The following is a 14,925-nucleotide window of genomic DNA, read 5'->3' as shown; positions in this document are numbered from 1 at the left end:
CTTTATCCATAGCAATTATATCATGTAATACTATTTTAATAGACAAGATGTATGGGGGCACTAGGCTTTCACAAAACATAAGCTGTAGTAACTTCCATTTCATACAATTTGTAACAATAAATTTTAATAGTATAATAGTAATATCTAGATAGTAAGATAATATAAGATAAACAAAAGTCTAAAACGAAATTCCATCATTTTATATTTGAAGGACGCAGCTAGGTTAATAAGTGGCGGAGGGAATAGAGATGAATGCGTTAAACGAAATGGAAGTTATAAATAAAAAACGCAGTGAGCGAAATAAAAAGCCTGCAAAGCGTATATTCATTGTCATTGGAATCATCTTCATTATAGTACTCCTTTTTACGGGATTGAGCTATTATCAGGCAACTCATTTTAATTCATCGATTAAGATTAATAGCATAAAAGTCGGCGGACTCACTGCTAATCAGGTAATCAATAAATTAAAAACAACAGAACTAAAAAACAGAGTCTACATCGGAAACCAACAAATCTTAGATGGAAAACCTACAAAAATGGCATTTACAGAGAAAGATCTATCTGAAGTTAAGAAATTATTAAAAAGCCAGTGGACCTTTTTTCCTTCCTTCAAGGAAAAAAATTATTCTTTGGTACCGAAAAAGGCGGATCAGTTTCGCAGTGTAGCGATGAAAAAGCAAGTAGAAGAAAAGCTCTTGGAAATGAATAAGAGCTTAAAGGCACCCCAAGATGCGGACGCGAAATTAGAACAAGGTGAAATTGTTATTAGCGATAGTAAAGATGGCAAACAGTATGATGTCGACGGTATATTAGAGGAATATAAGAAACAAATATATACGAGTGATATCCATCTGAAACCTTTACTGCTAAAACCAATCAAAAAGGATAGTCCGATTATCAAGGAAAAGGAGCAAATATTAGAGGAACTTCTAAAACAAACAGTTGATTATAAAGTCCAGAAAAAAGTGCATCCTTTAAAAGCCAGTGAATTAATCAAAAATGCCTCTGTATCAAACGATAAGAAAATTACCATCACTGCGAGTGACATTAAAAAGAAGATAGATGCAATTAATCGTACTCAAGCAACATTAGATAAAAATTTTACATTTAAAACCCATTCAGGAAAGAACATTTCCGTAAAAGCAGAAGGCTATGGCTGGGCAATCAATGCTGAGAAAGAAACGGCAAGGATTCAAAAAGCCTTTGAAAAAGGAGACAAAGCGATTTCTGCCTCCAATATTTACGGAAAAGGCTGGAGCAATGAAGGCATTGGCTATGAAACGACAGCGAATCATGGCATTGGCAACACGTATGCTGAAGTATCAATTGCTAAGCAGCATATTTGGATCTACAAAAATGGAAAACTAGTTGTCTCCACAGATGTTGTTACCGGTAAACACAGCACAGGGGAAGATACTTCACCAGGAATTTGGTATATCCTTTATAAACGAACTCCGTATACCCTAAAAGGCACCGCTGTAGGTAAGGGCGAATATGCTGTTGATGTAAAATACTGGGCTCCATTCACAAACAGTGGTCAAGGATTCCACGATGCAAGCTGGCGGAAAAACTGGTCAAAAAAAGCTTATCTCAATGATGGATCAGGTGGATGTGTAAACACACCTCCAAACATTATGAAAGCTGTGTATGATAATCTCAGTACGTATGATCCAGTTGTTATTTATTGAGAAAAGCTCAAATGTCATTTTGAGAAGCGTGATGTGATCACTTACACACCTATATGCGGAAAATTGGAGTAAATCTGAAGCTGAAAAAGCGAAGTATCAGCAAATAATAAAACAAATTGAACTGAATGGTACAAATTTGAAATAGATATTCGTCTTTATAATGGAAAAAGACCGGGCAAATTCGCCCGGTCCTTTTTATTTAAGAGAATGTCCGAAGGTTTTTAGCGCCTCTTTAATTTAATCAATTCTTCTGTATCAGATTCTTCAAGTTCCAATTTATCCCCTTGGAGATACTTCACAGTGAACGTAAGTGTTTCCACACTATCTTCTTTCCGTTCGCCATCTTGATAAAACTCTATGTCATTTGTAAGTTTTAAGATTTTTGCTTCTGAATCATACTCCCAATGTCCTTTAACATAATCCGTTTTCTTAGGATACGTGTCATCCATATATTGCTCAAAAATACCGTCTGGATGAATAATGAGAGCTACATTGAATCCATTTTCTGCATCCTCCCCCCAAGTACCGGCTATTTCTTTGCTATCCTTCGATATGTTTGGTGTCTCTGGCTTACTTTCCTTTTTCGTTTCAGAGGATTCAATCTGTTTATCCGTTTTTTTCACTGTTGCATCCCCACAGCCCCCTAATAACATTAACGGAATTGCAAAGCATAATAATTTTTTCTTATTCATGGTCCCCTATTCCTCCTATGTATTTATTTACCATAATTCTTTTATCCTACCATTCTCATTTTTAAGCGTCAATGAATCTTCTTTTCTAGAAAATGTTGTTACCCTTAGGATAATTAGAAACCTTCTACTGTTCAAAAATCCCTACTGGTATAAAAAATTGCCATAAAAGGACAAGAAGAAAAACAATGGCGAACAGCTTATTTAAAGCAAACGGAAGGCCGGACAGCACCTTCTGTCCATGGTAGTTAATTCCTGAAAATAAAATCGTCATATATTTATAGAAAAAATCCAAAATACTTTTGCATTCATTATGAACATTTGACTGATACAATATCATCACTGCCTTTTGAACGAAAATCGAGAAAAATGCAAAAATACAGTTAGCGATTAATATAATGGACACATAACTGCTTGGGATCGAAATATTGATGCCAAGAAAAGGTAGTGCAATTAAGGTGCAGACGAAAAGTGCTAAAATCATAGCGATAAATTCATTTTTCGTCCATTTTCTTTTTGTTTTGTTCTGATTATTCGCCTCATTAGTTTTCGGACTAAAACAGGCCAAAATAGATAGGAGAATGATTAAAAATTCAAATCCTAAAATAAAGATAATGACGGTTACGGATCCATCGCTTCCCCATTGTTTATAGTTAACAAATAATAAAAGGATCATGAAGCATAAGACCAAATTACTTTGTAAAAAGAAGCGAAATCCATTTTTTGTTTTAAACATCTTCTTTTCTACTCCCTCTTATTTACTAAAAAAATTCTTTTATCGTTTCATCTATCTTATCAAAGTATTCTTTATTGTTTATTGCAGCGAAATAAATCTCCCCATCATTAACCTTTTCATAATCGATATGCCATATAAACTCATCACTAGGAAGAAGGAAAGCGATTTGGTCAATTTCATTCTCGTCCCTAACATAATTGGATTCAATAAAAGAGATATTATCCAATTCTTGTTTATTTCTTCTGAAATCCTTTAGAAAAATTCTTAGTTCTTTATCTAAAGCTTCATCCTCGATCATTGCCTCGATAACTTCCTTTTCAATAGTATGAAGCTCATCAAACATTTCATCGGATACTTGTATAGGTCTAAGGTTATCCACATCCTTTTCCTTATTTGTTTGTACTTCAAAATATTCACAAAGCAATTCATAATATCCCAGTTTGTTTTCATGAAATGAAAATGTATGTTCATTTTTTTCTACATGCTGGATCATCGAATTTCCCCCATCAAGATAATGAATAAACAATACTCGATCCTGATTCACGCAACGGATTTTTCTACGAGAATGTACGAGTAAATGCAATAAATTTTCTAATCCAGCCGTAATTTTAGTTTCCCTTTCTTCATCCCAGTACCCTTTTTGTTTCAATAACCATTCCGACTCGCTAACAAATCTTTCAAATTCCTTATCATTATTAATTAATTTATTTTCATTTAAAATTTGACTAGCAATATGGTCATGCCCGCATAAAGCCAATGCTGAAACTAATTCATTTGTGGTTAATTTTATTTCAGAAGCCATTTCTTCCTCTCCTTCATATAGTTTGATTATCTAAAGTAGCTTGAAATAAATTTCTTTGCCCCAGATAACTTTTTAGATATTTTATTGGTTGTTTCTTTAATTAAGTCATTTGTATCTTCAATACGTCTTTCTACCCAGCGGCCGACAGATTCTCCCCATTCTTTGACTTTATCTTCAGCAAACCATGAGCCGATGATCCCTGACCCAGCTCCCACTGCTCCACCAATAATTGTACCCACTCCGGGACAGATCATAGTTCCAATTACTGCCCCTCCTGTAGTAAGTCCAGCAACTCCTGCATCTAAACCAACTCCTGCAACAAATCTGCCTGTTTTCTCAAAACCTGATTTATATTTATTTTCATCACTAAAAAATTCACTCGTATTCATTGTTAATGAAATTGTTATACCAGCCACAGGTATACGCTTTGCAAATGCACTTAATTTGGTCGCATCAGTAAATTGGGAAGTTGTTCTTCCGACATTGACCTTCATTTTATAATTGTTAAGCATGCTTTTATCAAATACGACCGAGTTAGTATACTGACGTAATATTCTTCCAAAATAAATGCGTTTTGTATTAGGTGCCAAACCAACGATTTCCTTCAGAACTCCTCCTGGTGCTTTGCTATATTTTGAAAGATAACGCTTTAAAGGAGAAGAAGAGTTTGGATCTGCTTTCTTCAAAATACTATATATCCGTTCGGCTAATTTCGATTCAAATTTTCCATTTGCCGCTTTCCTCCATTTTGAAGAGACGACCACCTTAAAGATTCCTTTTCCCTTCTTTTCTAATTTCAATGCTCCAGATGACAGCACACCAATGGCAAGAGCACCTTTCACAACATCTAAAGCACCCGTCCCTTTGCCAAGGGTATCCATCCAACTTGCAATATCTCCGATAAATGTTGAATTTCCTTGTTCTACAGACAATTCGATCGCACTATCAACCATTTCCTTTATTGCATCTGTATTTAAGAAGTAGTCTTCTATCATACGGATTTCTTTTTTACTTAAAAAGATTCCGCTCTTTGACCATACTTTCATTTTCCCTATAAGTTAATGAATGTTTGTTAAATCTTTTCCGGGATCCTCTAGTTTTACTGTACTACTTTGATCAAGTTGATTTATATCTTCTATCGTTTTTCGAATTTGTCGCTTAGCACTTGAAATATGTGCATCAAAATTTATTGTTTTAATTGGAATAGCAGCTACTAAATCATTCACTTTATACAAATCTTCATTAATACTTTTTACGATATCATGAGTTTCCTTCTCTACCTTAGTGATACCATTCATAACATCATGATGAATAAATTCCTCTTTAATAAAACCATCTTCTGTTTCATAATGTTTTACTACGTTTTTGATATTCTTTAATTCTTGAACATAATTCTCTAAGAATTGGTTAAATAATAGAATTATAGGAAAATGTAGCACGTTATAGTAATCCTTAATTGCATTACCCCCCTCGCCTTTTAAAGCATCATCTAAATTAATGACCTTTTCCATTGCATCGTGAATGGCGAGAATTTGTCTTTTCTCTTCTTTCTTTTTGTTAATCAATTGATCAATTCCATTGTTGATCTCGGAAACTTTTAACACTCTCATTGTGCCTTCTCCTTATGTATACTCCGAGCCAGATTTTGATCTAATTTAATGTATGATTCAATACTCGACCAAGCATCATTATTCGTTTTTATTAAAAACGTTTTAAAACTTTTGATTGTTTCATAATATTGTTCTTCAATCTCTTCCATTTTTTTGATGAAATCAAGTTTGGACTCTGAGAATTCAACTTTTGGATTAGTAGTATCCAACTCATTTGTTTTTTCCTTTAAATTTTGAAAAACAGGTTCAACTTCACTCTTTATGACTTTTATCTCCGGCATAAACATAGACTCCTTCCTACATATTATTGATTCTAGAAATTTCCCTTTGTTTCACGCTTATCGAATCCAAAAGACTTTCATTTTTATCTTTCAATTTTTTTATTTTTTTATCAATTTCATTTAAAAGTTCCCCAACTTGTTGATTAGCAATATACGTACTACTTTGGGCAATACTATCTCGAATATTTGAATGCTCTTTTGCATGTTTCCCAGCCCAAGAAGTTGAAAAAAACTCTGGCTTAAATACATTTTTTTATTATTGATTAAATCTTCTCTCAGGTTTTCAATGCTCATTTTTGCTTTCCGTAATCGTTTTATTTTCTCTTCATTCTCTTGGATAGCTGTTGAAAATCTAGAAATATCCTGATTCAAAATCATAATAGTTATCATATTTATATTATTCACTCAACCACCACCAAAGTAATTTCGTATTTTATCTTTTTTAAAACATGCGGACTAGAAACCATAAGACGCAAGGCTGATCCGCTAAAGAATTCTTTTGTTTAAAGTCGGATTATACTGTTACTATTATCATAATTTACCAAATCCCACATCAATAAAAATATGAATAAATTACTGAAATCAGGACTTATTTACTGTTATTAGAGTCAATATCCCTCATATAGTAATAGGATATTAGTCATACTAAAATGAAAGAGTTTTTTATAATTGGATTATGTGTTATTAACACCAAGTACTTCACGGTTCTCATTTAATTTGTTATTTTTAGAATTGAGTTAAACAAGATAAATTTAGTGGAGGAAATTAAAAAATGGGACCTAAAGAACTTGGCAAGAGAATCAAACAAATGAGAACAAAGAAAAAACTTACACAAGCTGCTCTTGCTGAATTAGTAGGGATTACAAAAAGTCATATTTCAAAAATTGAAAATGGTGTTGCTACACCTAGTTTGGTGACACTCTCAAAAATTGCTGAAACATTGGATTCCCCAATGTCCTGGTTTGTTATTCAGGAAGAGCATGAGGGATTATCCATTGTAAGAAAAAGTGATAGGAAAGAAAACGTCGCTAAAAATGAGATTGGCTACGACTATGAGTTATTAGCAAATAAAAACTTTATGAGTAATATTAATCCAACGATTGTTACTGTTTTACAGGGAGCAGAAGAAGTTGAACCTTATATCCATAATAGTGACGAGTTTATATATGTTCTTACTGGGGCCATCAAACTAATTTATGATGGGGTAACATATAATTTAGTTGAGGGTGATTCAGCTTATTTTTCCGGAAGAAAACCGCATATATTTATCAGTAATAGTCAAGAGGTTTCAAAAGTATTAACCATTTATGTTGAAGAATAGGCAAGACTTATAAATCGTTTTAAATATATCATCAAAAATACTACCTGAAAAGGACTCCACTTTACAAAATATTTATACTATTATAAATTATATATATCATTATTCAACAAAGTTGAATTATAGGAAACTATTTTCAATCAAAGGGGGCCATATGATGGTTATTTCAAGAGTAAAGGGTTTCTATCAATTATCTGTAGACGAAAGAGTAGATCTTATTACTAAAGGAATAGGTTTAACAGAGGATGAAATAAATGTATTGTCTAATGGTATGACGTTAGATTTAGCTGATGCTATGGTTGAGAATGTAATTGGACAAATTGGTATTCCGTTAGGGGTTGCTGCCAATTTTAAAATAAACGGTAAAGATGTATTCATTCCGATGGCTACGGAGGAACCTTCAGTCATTGCGGCAGCAAGTAATGCCGCTAGGGCAGCATATGATTTAGGTGGTATTCACACAGCAACTTCCGGAACAATCATGCGCGGACAGATTCAAGTATTAGATATTTGTGATCCATATGCAGCAAGAGCAAGGGTATTTGAGAACAAAGAAGAAATTATTGAACAATGTAATTTAAAAGATCCAACCTTGGTGAGCTTAGGGGGCGGAGTAAAGGATATTGAGGTACATCTAGTAAACACTGTTAAGGAAACAATGCTAGTTATCCATTTAATAGTGGATACAAAGGATGCGATGGGCGCAAATGCAGTAAATACAATGGCGGAATCTGTTTCTTCATTAATTGAAAAAATTACCGGGGGCAGAGTTGTTTTACGTATTATAACGAATTTAGCTGATAAACGAGTCGTTAGAGCTCGAGGAGTTTTTTCATCAGAAATGTTGGGAGGAGAAGAAATTGTAAAAAATATTGTAAGCGCTTTTGAATTTGCCGATGCAGATCCTTATCGCGCTGCAACACATAATAAAGGTGTGATGAACGGGATTACCTCCGTAGTTCTAGCTACCGGAAATGATACACGTGCTGTAGAGGCGGGGGCACACGCATATGCTTCTAGAACTGGAAGATACCGTTCCCTTACAACTTGGGAGGTAAATAATGAAGGCAATTTAGTAGGAACATTAGAAGTCCCAATGGCGGTTGGAATTATTGGAGGTGCAACAAAAACACACCCAGTCGCACAAGTTGCATTGAAAATTATGGGTGTAAAGACAGCAGAAGAATTAGCTGGAATGATTGCAGCAGTTGGATTAGTAGAGAATGTAGCTAGTTTACGAGCACTATCTGCAGAAGGGATACAAACAGGTCATATGCGCTTACATGCGAAAAATTTAGCTGTAATGGCTGGAGCTAAAGGAGATCTTATTGAAAAAGTGGTTCAAAAGGCGGTAGAAGAAAGAGATTTTCGTTATGACCGAATTTTAGAAATTACTAATTCACTGTAACGGGGGGCTAAGTATGTTAAATCCCAAAAAGAATGTTATCGATCATGAAAAAGATATCGTTGTACAAGAGAAAGGGCAGTTTATTGAGATTTTAGGGGATACGACTTCTAGTAAACAGCTTATTGTTGCAATTTTGATGAGTGTCGTTGTTAGTTTAGGGGGATATAAGTTAGGTCAATATATCTTTCCAAAAATAGCGAGTCCCCAAATGGTAAATTCATATTCTTTGTTGTTAGGAATTGCTGGTACTGTGATAGTTTTATTTTTAAATGCCGTTCTTTTTAAGCCAAAAAGAATATTGGTTGAAGACGAAATCTCAAATAGCACAATGGAAGATGTATTTAAAGATTTACAGCTTGATATTGATGAAGAGTTAAGACTAATCGATGCCGATCCGATAACAAAAAGAGAATTGAATGAGCTTGGGGTACTAGCAAATTTTGAGAATATGAGGAGAGTGAATAAAAAGTGAGTATTTATTTAATCGCATTGTTATTTGCTCTCTTAGGCGCTTTCATTTTTACCATTATCGGTTTAATTTCAGGCACTGATGAAACCGCTATCATGGTGCCGATTACACTATTAATCATACTTTTAGGTGCACCCCCGGAAGGAGTCTTCGCATTCTTTATGGCAGCTGTACTTTCAAAGCATCTTACTCATGCTGTTCCAACGGCACTTATGGGGATCCCGGGAGATACGACCGCTGTTCCGTTAATTGATCATGCAACAACACTAAGACGTATGGGGATGCCTCATATCGCCTTACGGAAAATGATCTCAGGTGGGATTATTGGTGCTTTTATTGCATTACCTACGGCGGTTTTGCTGGGACAATTTTTAGGGCAATTTGCAGACTTCTTTAAAGCATCATCCGGACTGATATTTACAATTGCGGCTTTTTTAATTGCTTATTTTTCAAAAGGGAAATGGGCTAGTGTACTAATTATTATTCCTTTTGCCTTTTTTATTAAATCGTTAGATACTTTAAGCTTCTCTATATTGGATAAACATTTATCCATTACTTTCTTTCTAGGAATTGCTATAGGACCAATGTTTAGTAATATATTAGTGGCAGCTTCTCCCGCCGCTCGAAATGCAATTGTAAGAAATAAACCAAATGAATACAATCTAGCACCAGAGACGAAGTCATGGAAGGGTTATTTCCCGAATCCATTTAAGATACTAACCGGACGTCAAACGACTTTCACTTCTATTACAACGTTTATATCTTCATTAACATTTGTATTCAGCCCGGTCGGAATGACTTCATTAATGGGTGAAATTGTTGGATCACGTACAAAAGGGGCTTATAAAAAATCAACTACGAGTTTAACAGTTATGAATGGTGTGACAGAGTCTACTTATCTTGCAGAAGCAATTATTCCACTTATTGCTTTCGGTATCCCATTAAGCCCAGTAGCACTAGGCCCGGCATCGGCCTTGTTTAATGCTCCACCGGTATATTCAGTGGAGCCAATTAATAACTTGCACACATATTTATCAACGTGGGATTTCTTTATTTTTGGTTTTATTGGTATTGTCATAGCTTCATTGATTGCTTATCCATTTTCAATGAATTATGCCCGAAAGGCGTCCGTTTTAGTTTTAAAATTTGTTAGTCAAGAGGCCATTGTAGCCATGTTCATAGGTTTAGCTTGTTTACTTGCTTATAATGAGGCAGAATTCCTTGGGATTATCTTAACATTTACCGTTGCAACCGTAGGCGGGTTATTAAACCGCATCTTAGGTGTAGGTGCGGGTGTACAATTTATGGTATTTTACGCGTCAAGCTGGATCATGCTTCAATTATTCGGATTCTAACTAGAATAAGGATGTGCAATGAAATTTCTACTAAATTATCGCGGTTTTAGCTTGTACTGCTTATGGGCAGAATAGGTGTAATCTCTCTCGTAAAGATTCACGGAGTTCTTGCGGCATTTCCTCGACCTCGATATCTCCACCGAGGAAAAGTAGCCAATTTGTTATTTCGGTCAATTCATCTGAATTATTAACATTGATAAAAGTCTTTAGAATGGCTGTCGTTTGGTAAGGATTCGTATAGGAAATTGAAACTTTTAATGGATGGTATTTTTTGAACTGGGCAATCGCTTTGGGACCAAGTTCAAGGACAAGGTTAATTACTTCTTCCTGCTTACGTAGTTTTTCTAAAATCTTTTTCTTACTTAACTTTTTTTTCGTATGGTATGGTTCTACATTGGTGAGATTGTCGACAGGGATAGTCCGCCTCTTTTCATCCTTTAAGTCGAAGCCATCAATCAACCAAAGACTTTTTTCACGATAAAGATGCAAGAGATAAATTGAATAAGACTTTATTATCTTCTCTTCTTCAATGGTAATCAATAAATAGCTATCTAAAAGAAGGATTTCGATAAGTTTTTCTAACATCGGATGTGGCAGGTCTGACAGATCGAGTAGGTCCGGATTATTGGGATTGGTCCCTTCGAAAAGCAAGAGTTGATTTAACAGAACAAGTTCATCTTGCTGGTTTTCTGAGATAAGACCAAGTAATTTTTCAGCTAATGATTGACGGCTCTTTAGATAAGGGAGTTGTAGATTTCTCGTGGCCATGAAAGCAATAAAAAGTGCTTTAATCTCATTATCGGTAAAGCGAACAGTTGGCAGGACTGAGTTATTCATGACAAAATAACCACCATCCCTGCCCACTTCAGCAACAAGTGGCATCCCCATGGCTTCAATTTCTCTGATATCTCTAGTAGCTGTCGAACGAGAGATGTTAAATTCCCGCATGATTTCAGTAATGGTAAAGCGAGAGCGGTTGTTGATATACCGCATAATGGTATTAATCCGTTCAACTTTTTTCATAAGGGCTCCTAAACAGTGTCACTTTTTGACATGATTTAAGGTTATCATATACTTAGCAAGTGAAGAACACAAGTCTTTTAACTACTTTTAGAAAAGGAAGGTTATGAACATGGCAAATTATACTTTAGAAGAAAAAGACAGCTTTACCGTTCTAGGAATTGGAACTGAGCTTAAGAGCCATTACACGGACTTTGCGGGCATAAACAAGGAAAAGTCGGACTTTTGGGAAGCGATCAGCCAAGATGGAAGGCTTGACGCATTAAAAGCCATTGCTACAAATGATTACATTTTTGCCGTTAATGAAGCAGTGAATAACAAAATGATGTATTATGCTGGTGTCATGACAGATGCATCGATACCAGAAGCAACTAGACTTATTCAATTCCCAAAAGGGGAATACCTTGTTGTAAAGGGAGAAGGGAAGACAAGCGAAGAATTGAGTAATACGCTTACTGGCATTGCCTTTGGGCAGGCATTACCAGAAGCAAAGGATGTTGCCTATGTTGGCGGGCCAAATACAACGGTTGAGATGGGGCAACGAAACGGCTTAGTCTTTGGTGAAATGTGGATTCCTATTGTTAGGAAATAAGAGATTGAAGGAAAGTTTAAGTTTGCAAGGCAGAAGGCTAAATTAGCTGGAACTATTCGAGGCCCGTATTTAAAGGAGACTATTAAAAGTAACAGCACCTCTTCATTGAATTAGAGGTGCTGTTACTTTTTTGCAAAAACGCTAATCAAAATAATTAAATTATAACGATTTTCTTAAATTACTGGTTTCATCGTTTCTTTTAGGACGGAAACGGAATGATTAAATTGTTCTTTTTCCTTTCCACTCAGCTCAATCTCAACTATTTCTCGAATGCCGGCACGGTTAATGACAGCGGGTACTCCAATAAATACATCATTTTGACCATATTCTCCGTCTAGATAAGCAGATACTGTCAAAATGCTGTTTTCATTATTAAGGATTGCTTTTGTAATCCGCACGAGAGACATTCCTATTCCATAGTATGTCGCCCCTTTTCTTTCAATGATCTGATAAGCTGCATCACGGACATTTACAAAAATGTCATCTAAACATTCTTTTTTCAAATCTCCCTTCCGTTCTAAAACAGAATCAAGATGTTCAATTCCAATCATTGCATGACTCCAAACAGGAAGTTCTGTATCTCCATGTTCACCGATGATGGCTGCATGAACATTCCTTGTATCTACGTTAAAATACTTCCCTAGTGCAGATCTTAGACGTGCAGAGTCTAATACTGTCCCAGATCCTATTACACGTTCTTTTGGCAGACCAGATTCTTTCCAAGTTACATAAGTTAAAATATCCACCGGGTTTGTTGCAACTAAGAATATTCCATTAAATCCACTTTCCATAATACCTTTTACAATTTGTTTAAATATTTTAGTGTTTTTTTCCACTAATTCCAAACGGGTTTCTCCTGGTCTTTGGGCCAGTCCAGCAGTAATGACCACCAAGTCTGCGTTCGCACAATCTTGATAAGAACCACTCCATACACGTATAGGTGATGGCGCGAAAGGCATTCCATGATTAAGATCCATCGCTTCCCCTTCTGACTTTGCTTCATTGACATCAATTAAAACTAGTTCCTCAGCAACTCCTTGATTAATGAGAGAATAGGCATAACTACAACCTACAGCACCTGTTCCAACTAATACAATACGATTTACTTTTTCTTTATTCATGGTAATAGATCTCCCTTCTGATTCTAAAGATTAAAAGATTATCCAGCTATCCAACATCGCTGGCTTTTTATAAATAAATAGGGCAATATTCCCGCTATAAATAAACTGAGGAGTCTTGCGATATATCCTTTTAATTTAAACACCGTCAGCATAACTATAATAACTAGCTAACTAATTTGTGAAATGTTTCACAATAGGATATAAAAAAATATATCTTTCAAGACAAATTTACATTATTACTTTTCTGATAACACCGTTAGTATACCATAAGTTTTGTGAAAAATTTCACAAAATTTACGAACAAAATATGAATATTATTTTTAAAAGCGGACATTCTCCGAGACTTTAAATCTCGTATTTTTATAGGTAAAATTATTGATAACTAATGCCTTTTAACATCCCAATGTAACCGTAAAATCAAAAAGCCGTGGATGATTAGCGAATAGTAACGATAAGGAGATGATTTTTATGAAAAGGATTCCAGTTACAATGGTAAGAAAGGATTTGTTAGATATCCCTCAATATTCGCTTCCAGCCGGATTTCGTATAAGGTTATTTGAAAAAGGCGACGAACATAATTGGACTCGTGTTGAAACAAGTGTAGATGAATTTAAAAACGAACAAGCTGCACTAGAGCACTTTAACAAAGAATTCGGGCCACATTTGGACGAAATGTCACGAAGATGTGTTTTTATTGAGAATGGAGATGGAGAAGTGATTGGTACCACCACAGCATGGTATGGCGACTTACATGGCGATGGAGAAGTATCCGGCAGAATTCATTGGGTAGGTATTGTTCCAGAATATCAAGGGAAGAAACTTTCAAAACCATTACTTAGTGCTGCTATGAATATTTTGGCCAATAATCATTCAAAATGCTATCTTACATCGCAAACGACAAGTTACCAAGCAATCAATATGTACTTAAATTATGGGTTTGAACCTTTACTTACCAAACCAAGCTGTCATGAAGCCTGGTCCTTGTTAGAAGATAATTTAAACCGAAAAATACTAAAATAACATTTAAAGTAGAAGTCCAAGAACATCTTGGCGGTACGTTGGTGGGGAAGTGTTTGCACTCATCGGATTATACTTACTTCTATTCAAACGAAGTGAAAAACTTTCAATCTATGAAAACACGATTGTTTTGACTTTAAAAGGGCAAGAACTATTGATTCCAAAAGAGCAGATTAGCCAAATCGAATATCAGAAACTAAAAGTTAGAAGAAGTCCTGTCGTGAATTATTATCCAGTACTCATATTAAACGATCAAAAAAAGTGTTAATTAATAAGGCATTTAATTCAATGGTCAATCAAGATTTCAAGAAAGTTATCGAGTCATACCTTTGAATATCACGATTCTAAAAAGGTGCCCCAAAAGTATAGAATTTGGGGCACCTACTATTTTTCAAAACTTATTATCTAAACTTGCAAACACTTTGTGAACTTCGTTATATAGATGTTTCCAACTTTCGGATGTGCTTGCAATTTCACTTAAACTATTCATGTAAAGCTTAATAATAAACTTTCCAAGCTTACTGCTGGGAGTGGTCTCAAGCGTATTCATGATCTGCTGCAATCTTTCATTCATAACCTTGACAGTTTCCACTTCAAATTCATCATTAGTATAATCATATGTGGCATGTTCATACGCATCTTTAAGATCAAAAGGTGCAGTTAATATATAAACAATGGAAGAAACAATTGGTTCAACAAATTGTGGCTCGCTTTCCATGATTTCCGGTGAAACTTGGTTTAACACAACAGTTTCTAAGTTGTTGATTACTTCTGACATTTAATTTGCACCCCAATTATATTATTTTTGAACTATGTATT

General features: G+C 35.0%; 19 protein-coding genes. 8 read left to right on the top strand and 11 right to left on the bottom strand.

Annotated features, from left to right (window positions below):
- The first annotated feature begins 248 nt into the window (after positions 1–248).
- A complete protein-coding gene (locus tag B5V89_RS14275; RefSeq protein WP_108072570.1) occupies positions 249–1,688 on the top strand; it encodes a L,D-transpeptidase family protein in 1,440 nt (479 codons plus the stop codon).
- 221 nt (positions 1,689–1,909) lie between these two features.
- Here B5V89_RS14275 and B5V89_RS14270 read toward each other — a convergent pair whose 3' ends face one another.
- The 8 genes from B5V89_RS14270 to B5V89_RS20130 all read right to left on the bottom strand — a co-directional run bounded on the left by B5V89_RS14270 (position 1,910) and on the right by B5V89_RS20130 (position 6,211).
- Positions 1,910–2,380, bottom strand: coding sequence for a DUF3994 domain-containing protein (locus B5V89_RS14270; protein ID WP_108072568.1), 471 nt, complete (start codon positions 2,378–2,380; stop codon positions 1,910–1,912).
- A 124-nt stretch (positions 2,381–2,504) separates the two neighbouring features.
- Complete coding sequence (locus B5V89_RS14265) at positions 2,505–3,113, bottom strand: hypothetical protein (protein ID WP_108072566.1); 609 nt, start codon at positions 3,111–3,113, stop codon at positions 2,505–2,507.
- Between the two features lie 25 nt (positions 3,114–3,138).
- The gene (locus B5V89_RS14260; RefSeq protein ID WP_108072564.1) at positions 3,139–3,915 is read right to left on the bottom strand and encodes a hypothetical protein; all 777 of its coding nucleotides are present in this window, start codon (positions 3,913–3,915) and stop codon (positions 3,139–3,141) included.
- A gap of 26 nt (positions 3,916–3,941) precedes the next feature.
- The gene (locus B5V89_RS14255; protein WP_108072562.1) at positions 3,942–4,961 is read right to left on the bottom strand and encodes a hypothetical protein; all 1,020 of its coding nucleotides are present in this window, start codon (positions 4,959–4,961) and stop codon (positions 3,942–3,944) included.
- A 12-nt stretch (positions 4,962–4,973) separates the two neighbouring features.
- A complete protein-coding gene (locus B5V89_RS14250) occupies positions 4,974–5,525 on the bottom strand; it encodes an LXG domain-containing protein (protein ID WP_108072560.1) in 552 nt (183 codons plus the stop codon).
- Complete coding sequence (locus B5V89_RS14245) at positions 5,522–5,806, bottom strand: YwqI/YxiC family protein (RefSeq protein WP_108072558.1); 285 nt, start codon at positions 5,804–5,806, stop codon at positions 5,522–5,524. Before B5V89_RS14245 ends, B5V89_RS14250 begins: the two co-directional genes overlap by 4 nt.
- Positions 5,807–5,822: 16 nt before the next feature.
- Positions 5,823–5,990 (bottom strand): hypothetical protein, encoded by a 168-nt coding sequence (locus B5V89_RS20740; RefSeq protein WP_425319836.1) that lies wholly within the window; start codon positions 5,988–5,990, stop codon positions 5,823–5,825.
- Positions 5,927–6,211: a hypothetical protein gene (locus tag B5V89_RS20130; protein WP_181294679.1), complete on the bottom strand. Its 285-nt coding sequence runs from the start codon at positions 6,209–6,211 to the stop codon at positions 5,927–5,929. The genes B5V89_RS20740 and B5V89_RS20130 overlap by 64 nt, the downstream gene beginning before the upstream one ends.
- 367 nt (positions 6,212–6,578) lie before the next feature.
- Between B5V89_RS20130 and B5V89_RS14235 the strand changes: the two genes are divergently transcribed.
- The 4 genes from B5V89_RS14235 (at position 6,579) to B5V89_RS14220 (ending at position 10,356) form a co-directional block, all read left to right on the top strand.
- Positions 6,579–7,127 (top strand): helix-turn-helix domain-containing protein, encoded by a 549-nt coding sequence (locus tag B5V89_RS14235; RefSeq protein WP_066230778.1) that lies wholly within the window; start codon positions 6,579–6,581, stop codon positions 7,125–7,127.
- Positions 7,128–7,281: 154 nt separating this feature from the next.
- Positions 7,282–8,532 carry a hydroxymethylglutaryl-CoA reductase, degradative gene (locus B5V89_RS14230; RefSeq protein WP_108072556.1) on the top strand — a complete coding sequence of 417 codons (1,251 nt, stop codon included), beginning with the start codon at positions 7,282–7,284 and terminating at the stop codon, positions 8,530–8,532.
- Between the two features lie 13 nt (positions 8,533–8,545).
- Positions 8,546–9,004, top strand: a complete 459-nt coding sequence (locus B5V89_RS14225) for a hypothetical protein (RefSeq protein ID WP_066230785.1) — start codon at positions 8,546–8,548, stop codon at positions 9,002–9,004.
- Positions 9,001–10,356 carry a tripartite tricarboxylate transporter permease gene (locus B5V89_RS14220; RefSeq protein WP_108072554.1) on the top strand — a complete coding sequence of 452 codons (1,356 nt, stop codon included), beginning with the start codon at positions 9,001–9,003 and terminating at the stop codon, positions 10,354–10,356. The genes B5V89_RS14225 and B5V89_RS14220 overlap by 4 nt, the downstream gene beginning before the upstream one ends.
- 60 nt (positions 10,357–10,416) lie before the next feature.
- On the opposite strand, the gene B5V89_RS14215 is transcribed toward B5V89_RS14220, so the two are convergent.
- On the bottom strand, positions 10,417–11,379 hold the full coding sequence (locus B5V89_RS14215; protein ID WP_108072552.1) for a helix-turn-helix transcriptional regulator: 963 nt from the start codon (positions 11,377–11,379) through the stop codon (positions 10,417–10,419).
- Between the two features lie 109 nt (positions 11,380–11,488).
- On the opposite strand from B5V89_RS14215, the gene B5V89_RS14210 reads away from it, so the two are divergent.
- The gene (locus tag B5V89_RS14210; protein ID WP_181294678.1) at positions 11,489–11,968 is read left to right on the top strand and encodes a GyrI-like domain-containing protein; all 480 of its coding nucleotides are present in this window, start codon (positions 11,489–11,491) and stop codon (positions 11,966–11,968) included.
- Positions 11,969–12,141: 173 nt separating this feature from the next.
- Here B5V89_RS14210 and B5V89_RS14200 read toward each other — a convergent pair whose 3' ends face one another.
- A complete protein-coding gene (locus B5V89_RS14200; protein ID WP_066230797.1) occupies positions 12,142–13,089 on the bottom strand; it encodes an L-lactate dehydrogenase in 948 nt (315 codons plus the stop codon).
- Positions 13,090–13,557: 468 nt separating this feature from the next.
- On the opposite strand from B5V89_RS14200, the gene B5V89_RS14195 reads away from it, so the two are divergent.
- Positions 13,558–14,109: a GNAT family N-acetyltransferase gene (locus tag B5V89_RS14195; protein WP_066230801.1), complete on the top strand. Its 552-nt coding sequence runs from the start codon at positions 13,558–13,560 to the stop codon at positions 14,107–14,109.
- A gap of 49 nt (positions 14,110–14,158) precedes the next feature.
- Positions 14,159–14,374 carry a hypothetical protein gene (locus B5V89_RS20325; protein WP_108072548.1) on the top strand — a complete coding sequence of 72 codons (216 nt, stop codon included), beginning with the start codon at positions 14,159–14,161 and terminating at the stop codon, positions 14,372–14,374.
- 123 nt (positions 14,375–14,497) lie between these two features.
- On the opposite strand, the gene B5V89_RS14185 is transcribed toward B5V89_RS20325, so the two are convergent.
- The gene (locus tag B5V89_RS14185; protein WP_066230807.1) at positions 14,498–14,884 is read right to left on the bottom strand and encodes a hypothetical protein; all 387 of its coding nucleotides are present in this window, start codon (positions 14,882–14,884) and stop codon (positions 14,498–14,500) included.
- Positions 14,885–14,925 lie beyond the last annotated feature (41 nt).

This window comes from Heyndrickxia sporothermodurans (genome assembly GCF_003055045.1).
In the GTDB taxonomy this organism is placed as follows: Bacteria; Bacillota; Bacilli; order Bacillales; family Bacillaceae_C; genus Heyndrickxia; species Heyndrickxia sporothermodurans.
The sequence above is the reverse complement of the archived record's forward strand: the minus strand, read 5'-3'. Positions and strand labels throughout refer to the sequence as shown.

Coding starts and splice junctions, on each gene's coding strand:
- B5V89_RS14275 (WP_108072570.1), top strand. CDS start 249: ATGAATGCGTTAAACGAAATGGAAGTTATAAATAAAAAACGCAGTGAG.
- B5V89_RS14270 (WP_108072568.1), bottom strand. CDS start 2,380: ATGAATAAGAAAAAATTATTATGCTTTGCAATTCCGTTAATGTTATTA.
- B5V89_RS14265 (WP_108072566.1), bottom strand. CDS start 3,113: ATGTTTAAAACAAAAAATGGATTTCGCTTCTTTTTACAAAGTAATTTG.
- B5V89_RS14260 (WP_108072564.1), bottom strand. CDS start 3,915: ATGGCTTCTGAAATAAAATTAACCACAAATGAATTAGTTTCAGCATTG.
- B5V89_RS14255 (WP_108072562.1), bottom strand. CDS start 4,961: ATGAAAGTATGGTCAAAGAGCGGAATCTTTTTAAGTAAAAAAGAAATC.
- B5V89_RS14250 (WP_108072560.1), bottom strand. CDS start 5,525: ATGAGAGTGTTAAAAGTTTCCGAGATCAACAATGGAATTGATCAATTG.
- B5V89_RS14245 (WP_108072558.1), bottom strand. CDS start 5,806: ATGCCGGAGATAAAAGTCATAAAGAGTGAAGTTGAACCTGTTTTTCAA.
- B5V89_RS14235 (WP_066230778.1), top strand. CDS start 6,579: ATGGGACCTAAAGAACTTGGCAAGAGAATCAAACAAATGAGAACAAAG.
- B5V89_RS14230 (WP_108072556.1), top strand. CDS start 7,282: ATGGTTATTTCAAGAGTAAAGGGTTTCTATCAATTATCTGTAGACGAA.
- B5V89_RS14225 (WP_066230785.1), top strand. CDS start 8,546: ATGTTAAATCCCAAAAAGAATGTTATCGATCATGAAAAAGATATCGTT.
- B5V89_RS14215 (WP_108072552.1), bottom strand. CDS start 11,379: ATGAAAAAAGTTGAACGGATTAATACCATTATGCGGTATATCAACAAC.
- B5V89_RS14210 (WP_181294678.1), top strand. CDS start 11,489: ATGGCAAATTATACTTTAGAAGAAAAAGACAGCTTTACCGTTCTAGGA.
- B5V89_RS14200 (WP_066230797.1), bottom strand. CDS start 13,089: ATGAATAAAGAAAAAGTAAATCGTATTGTATTAGTTGGAACAGGTGCT.
- B5V89_RS14195 (WP_066230801.1), top strand. CDS start 13,558: ATGAAAAGGATTCCAGTTACAATGGTAAGAAAGGATTTGTTAGATATC.
- B5V89_RS14185 (WP_066230807.1), bottom strand. CDS start 14,884: ATGTCAGAAGTAATCAACAACTTAGAAACTGTTGTGTTAAACCAAGTT.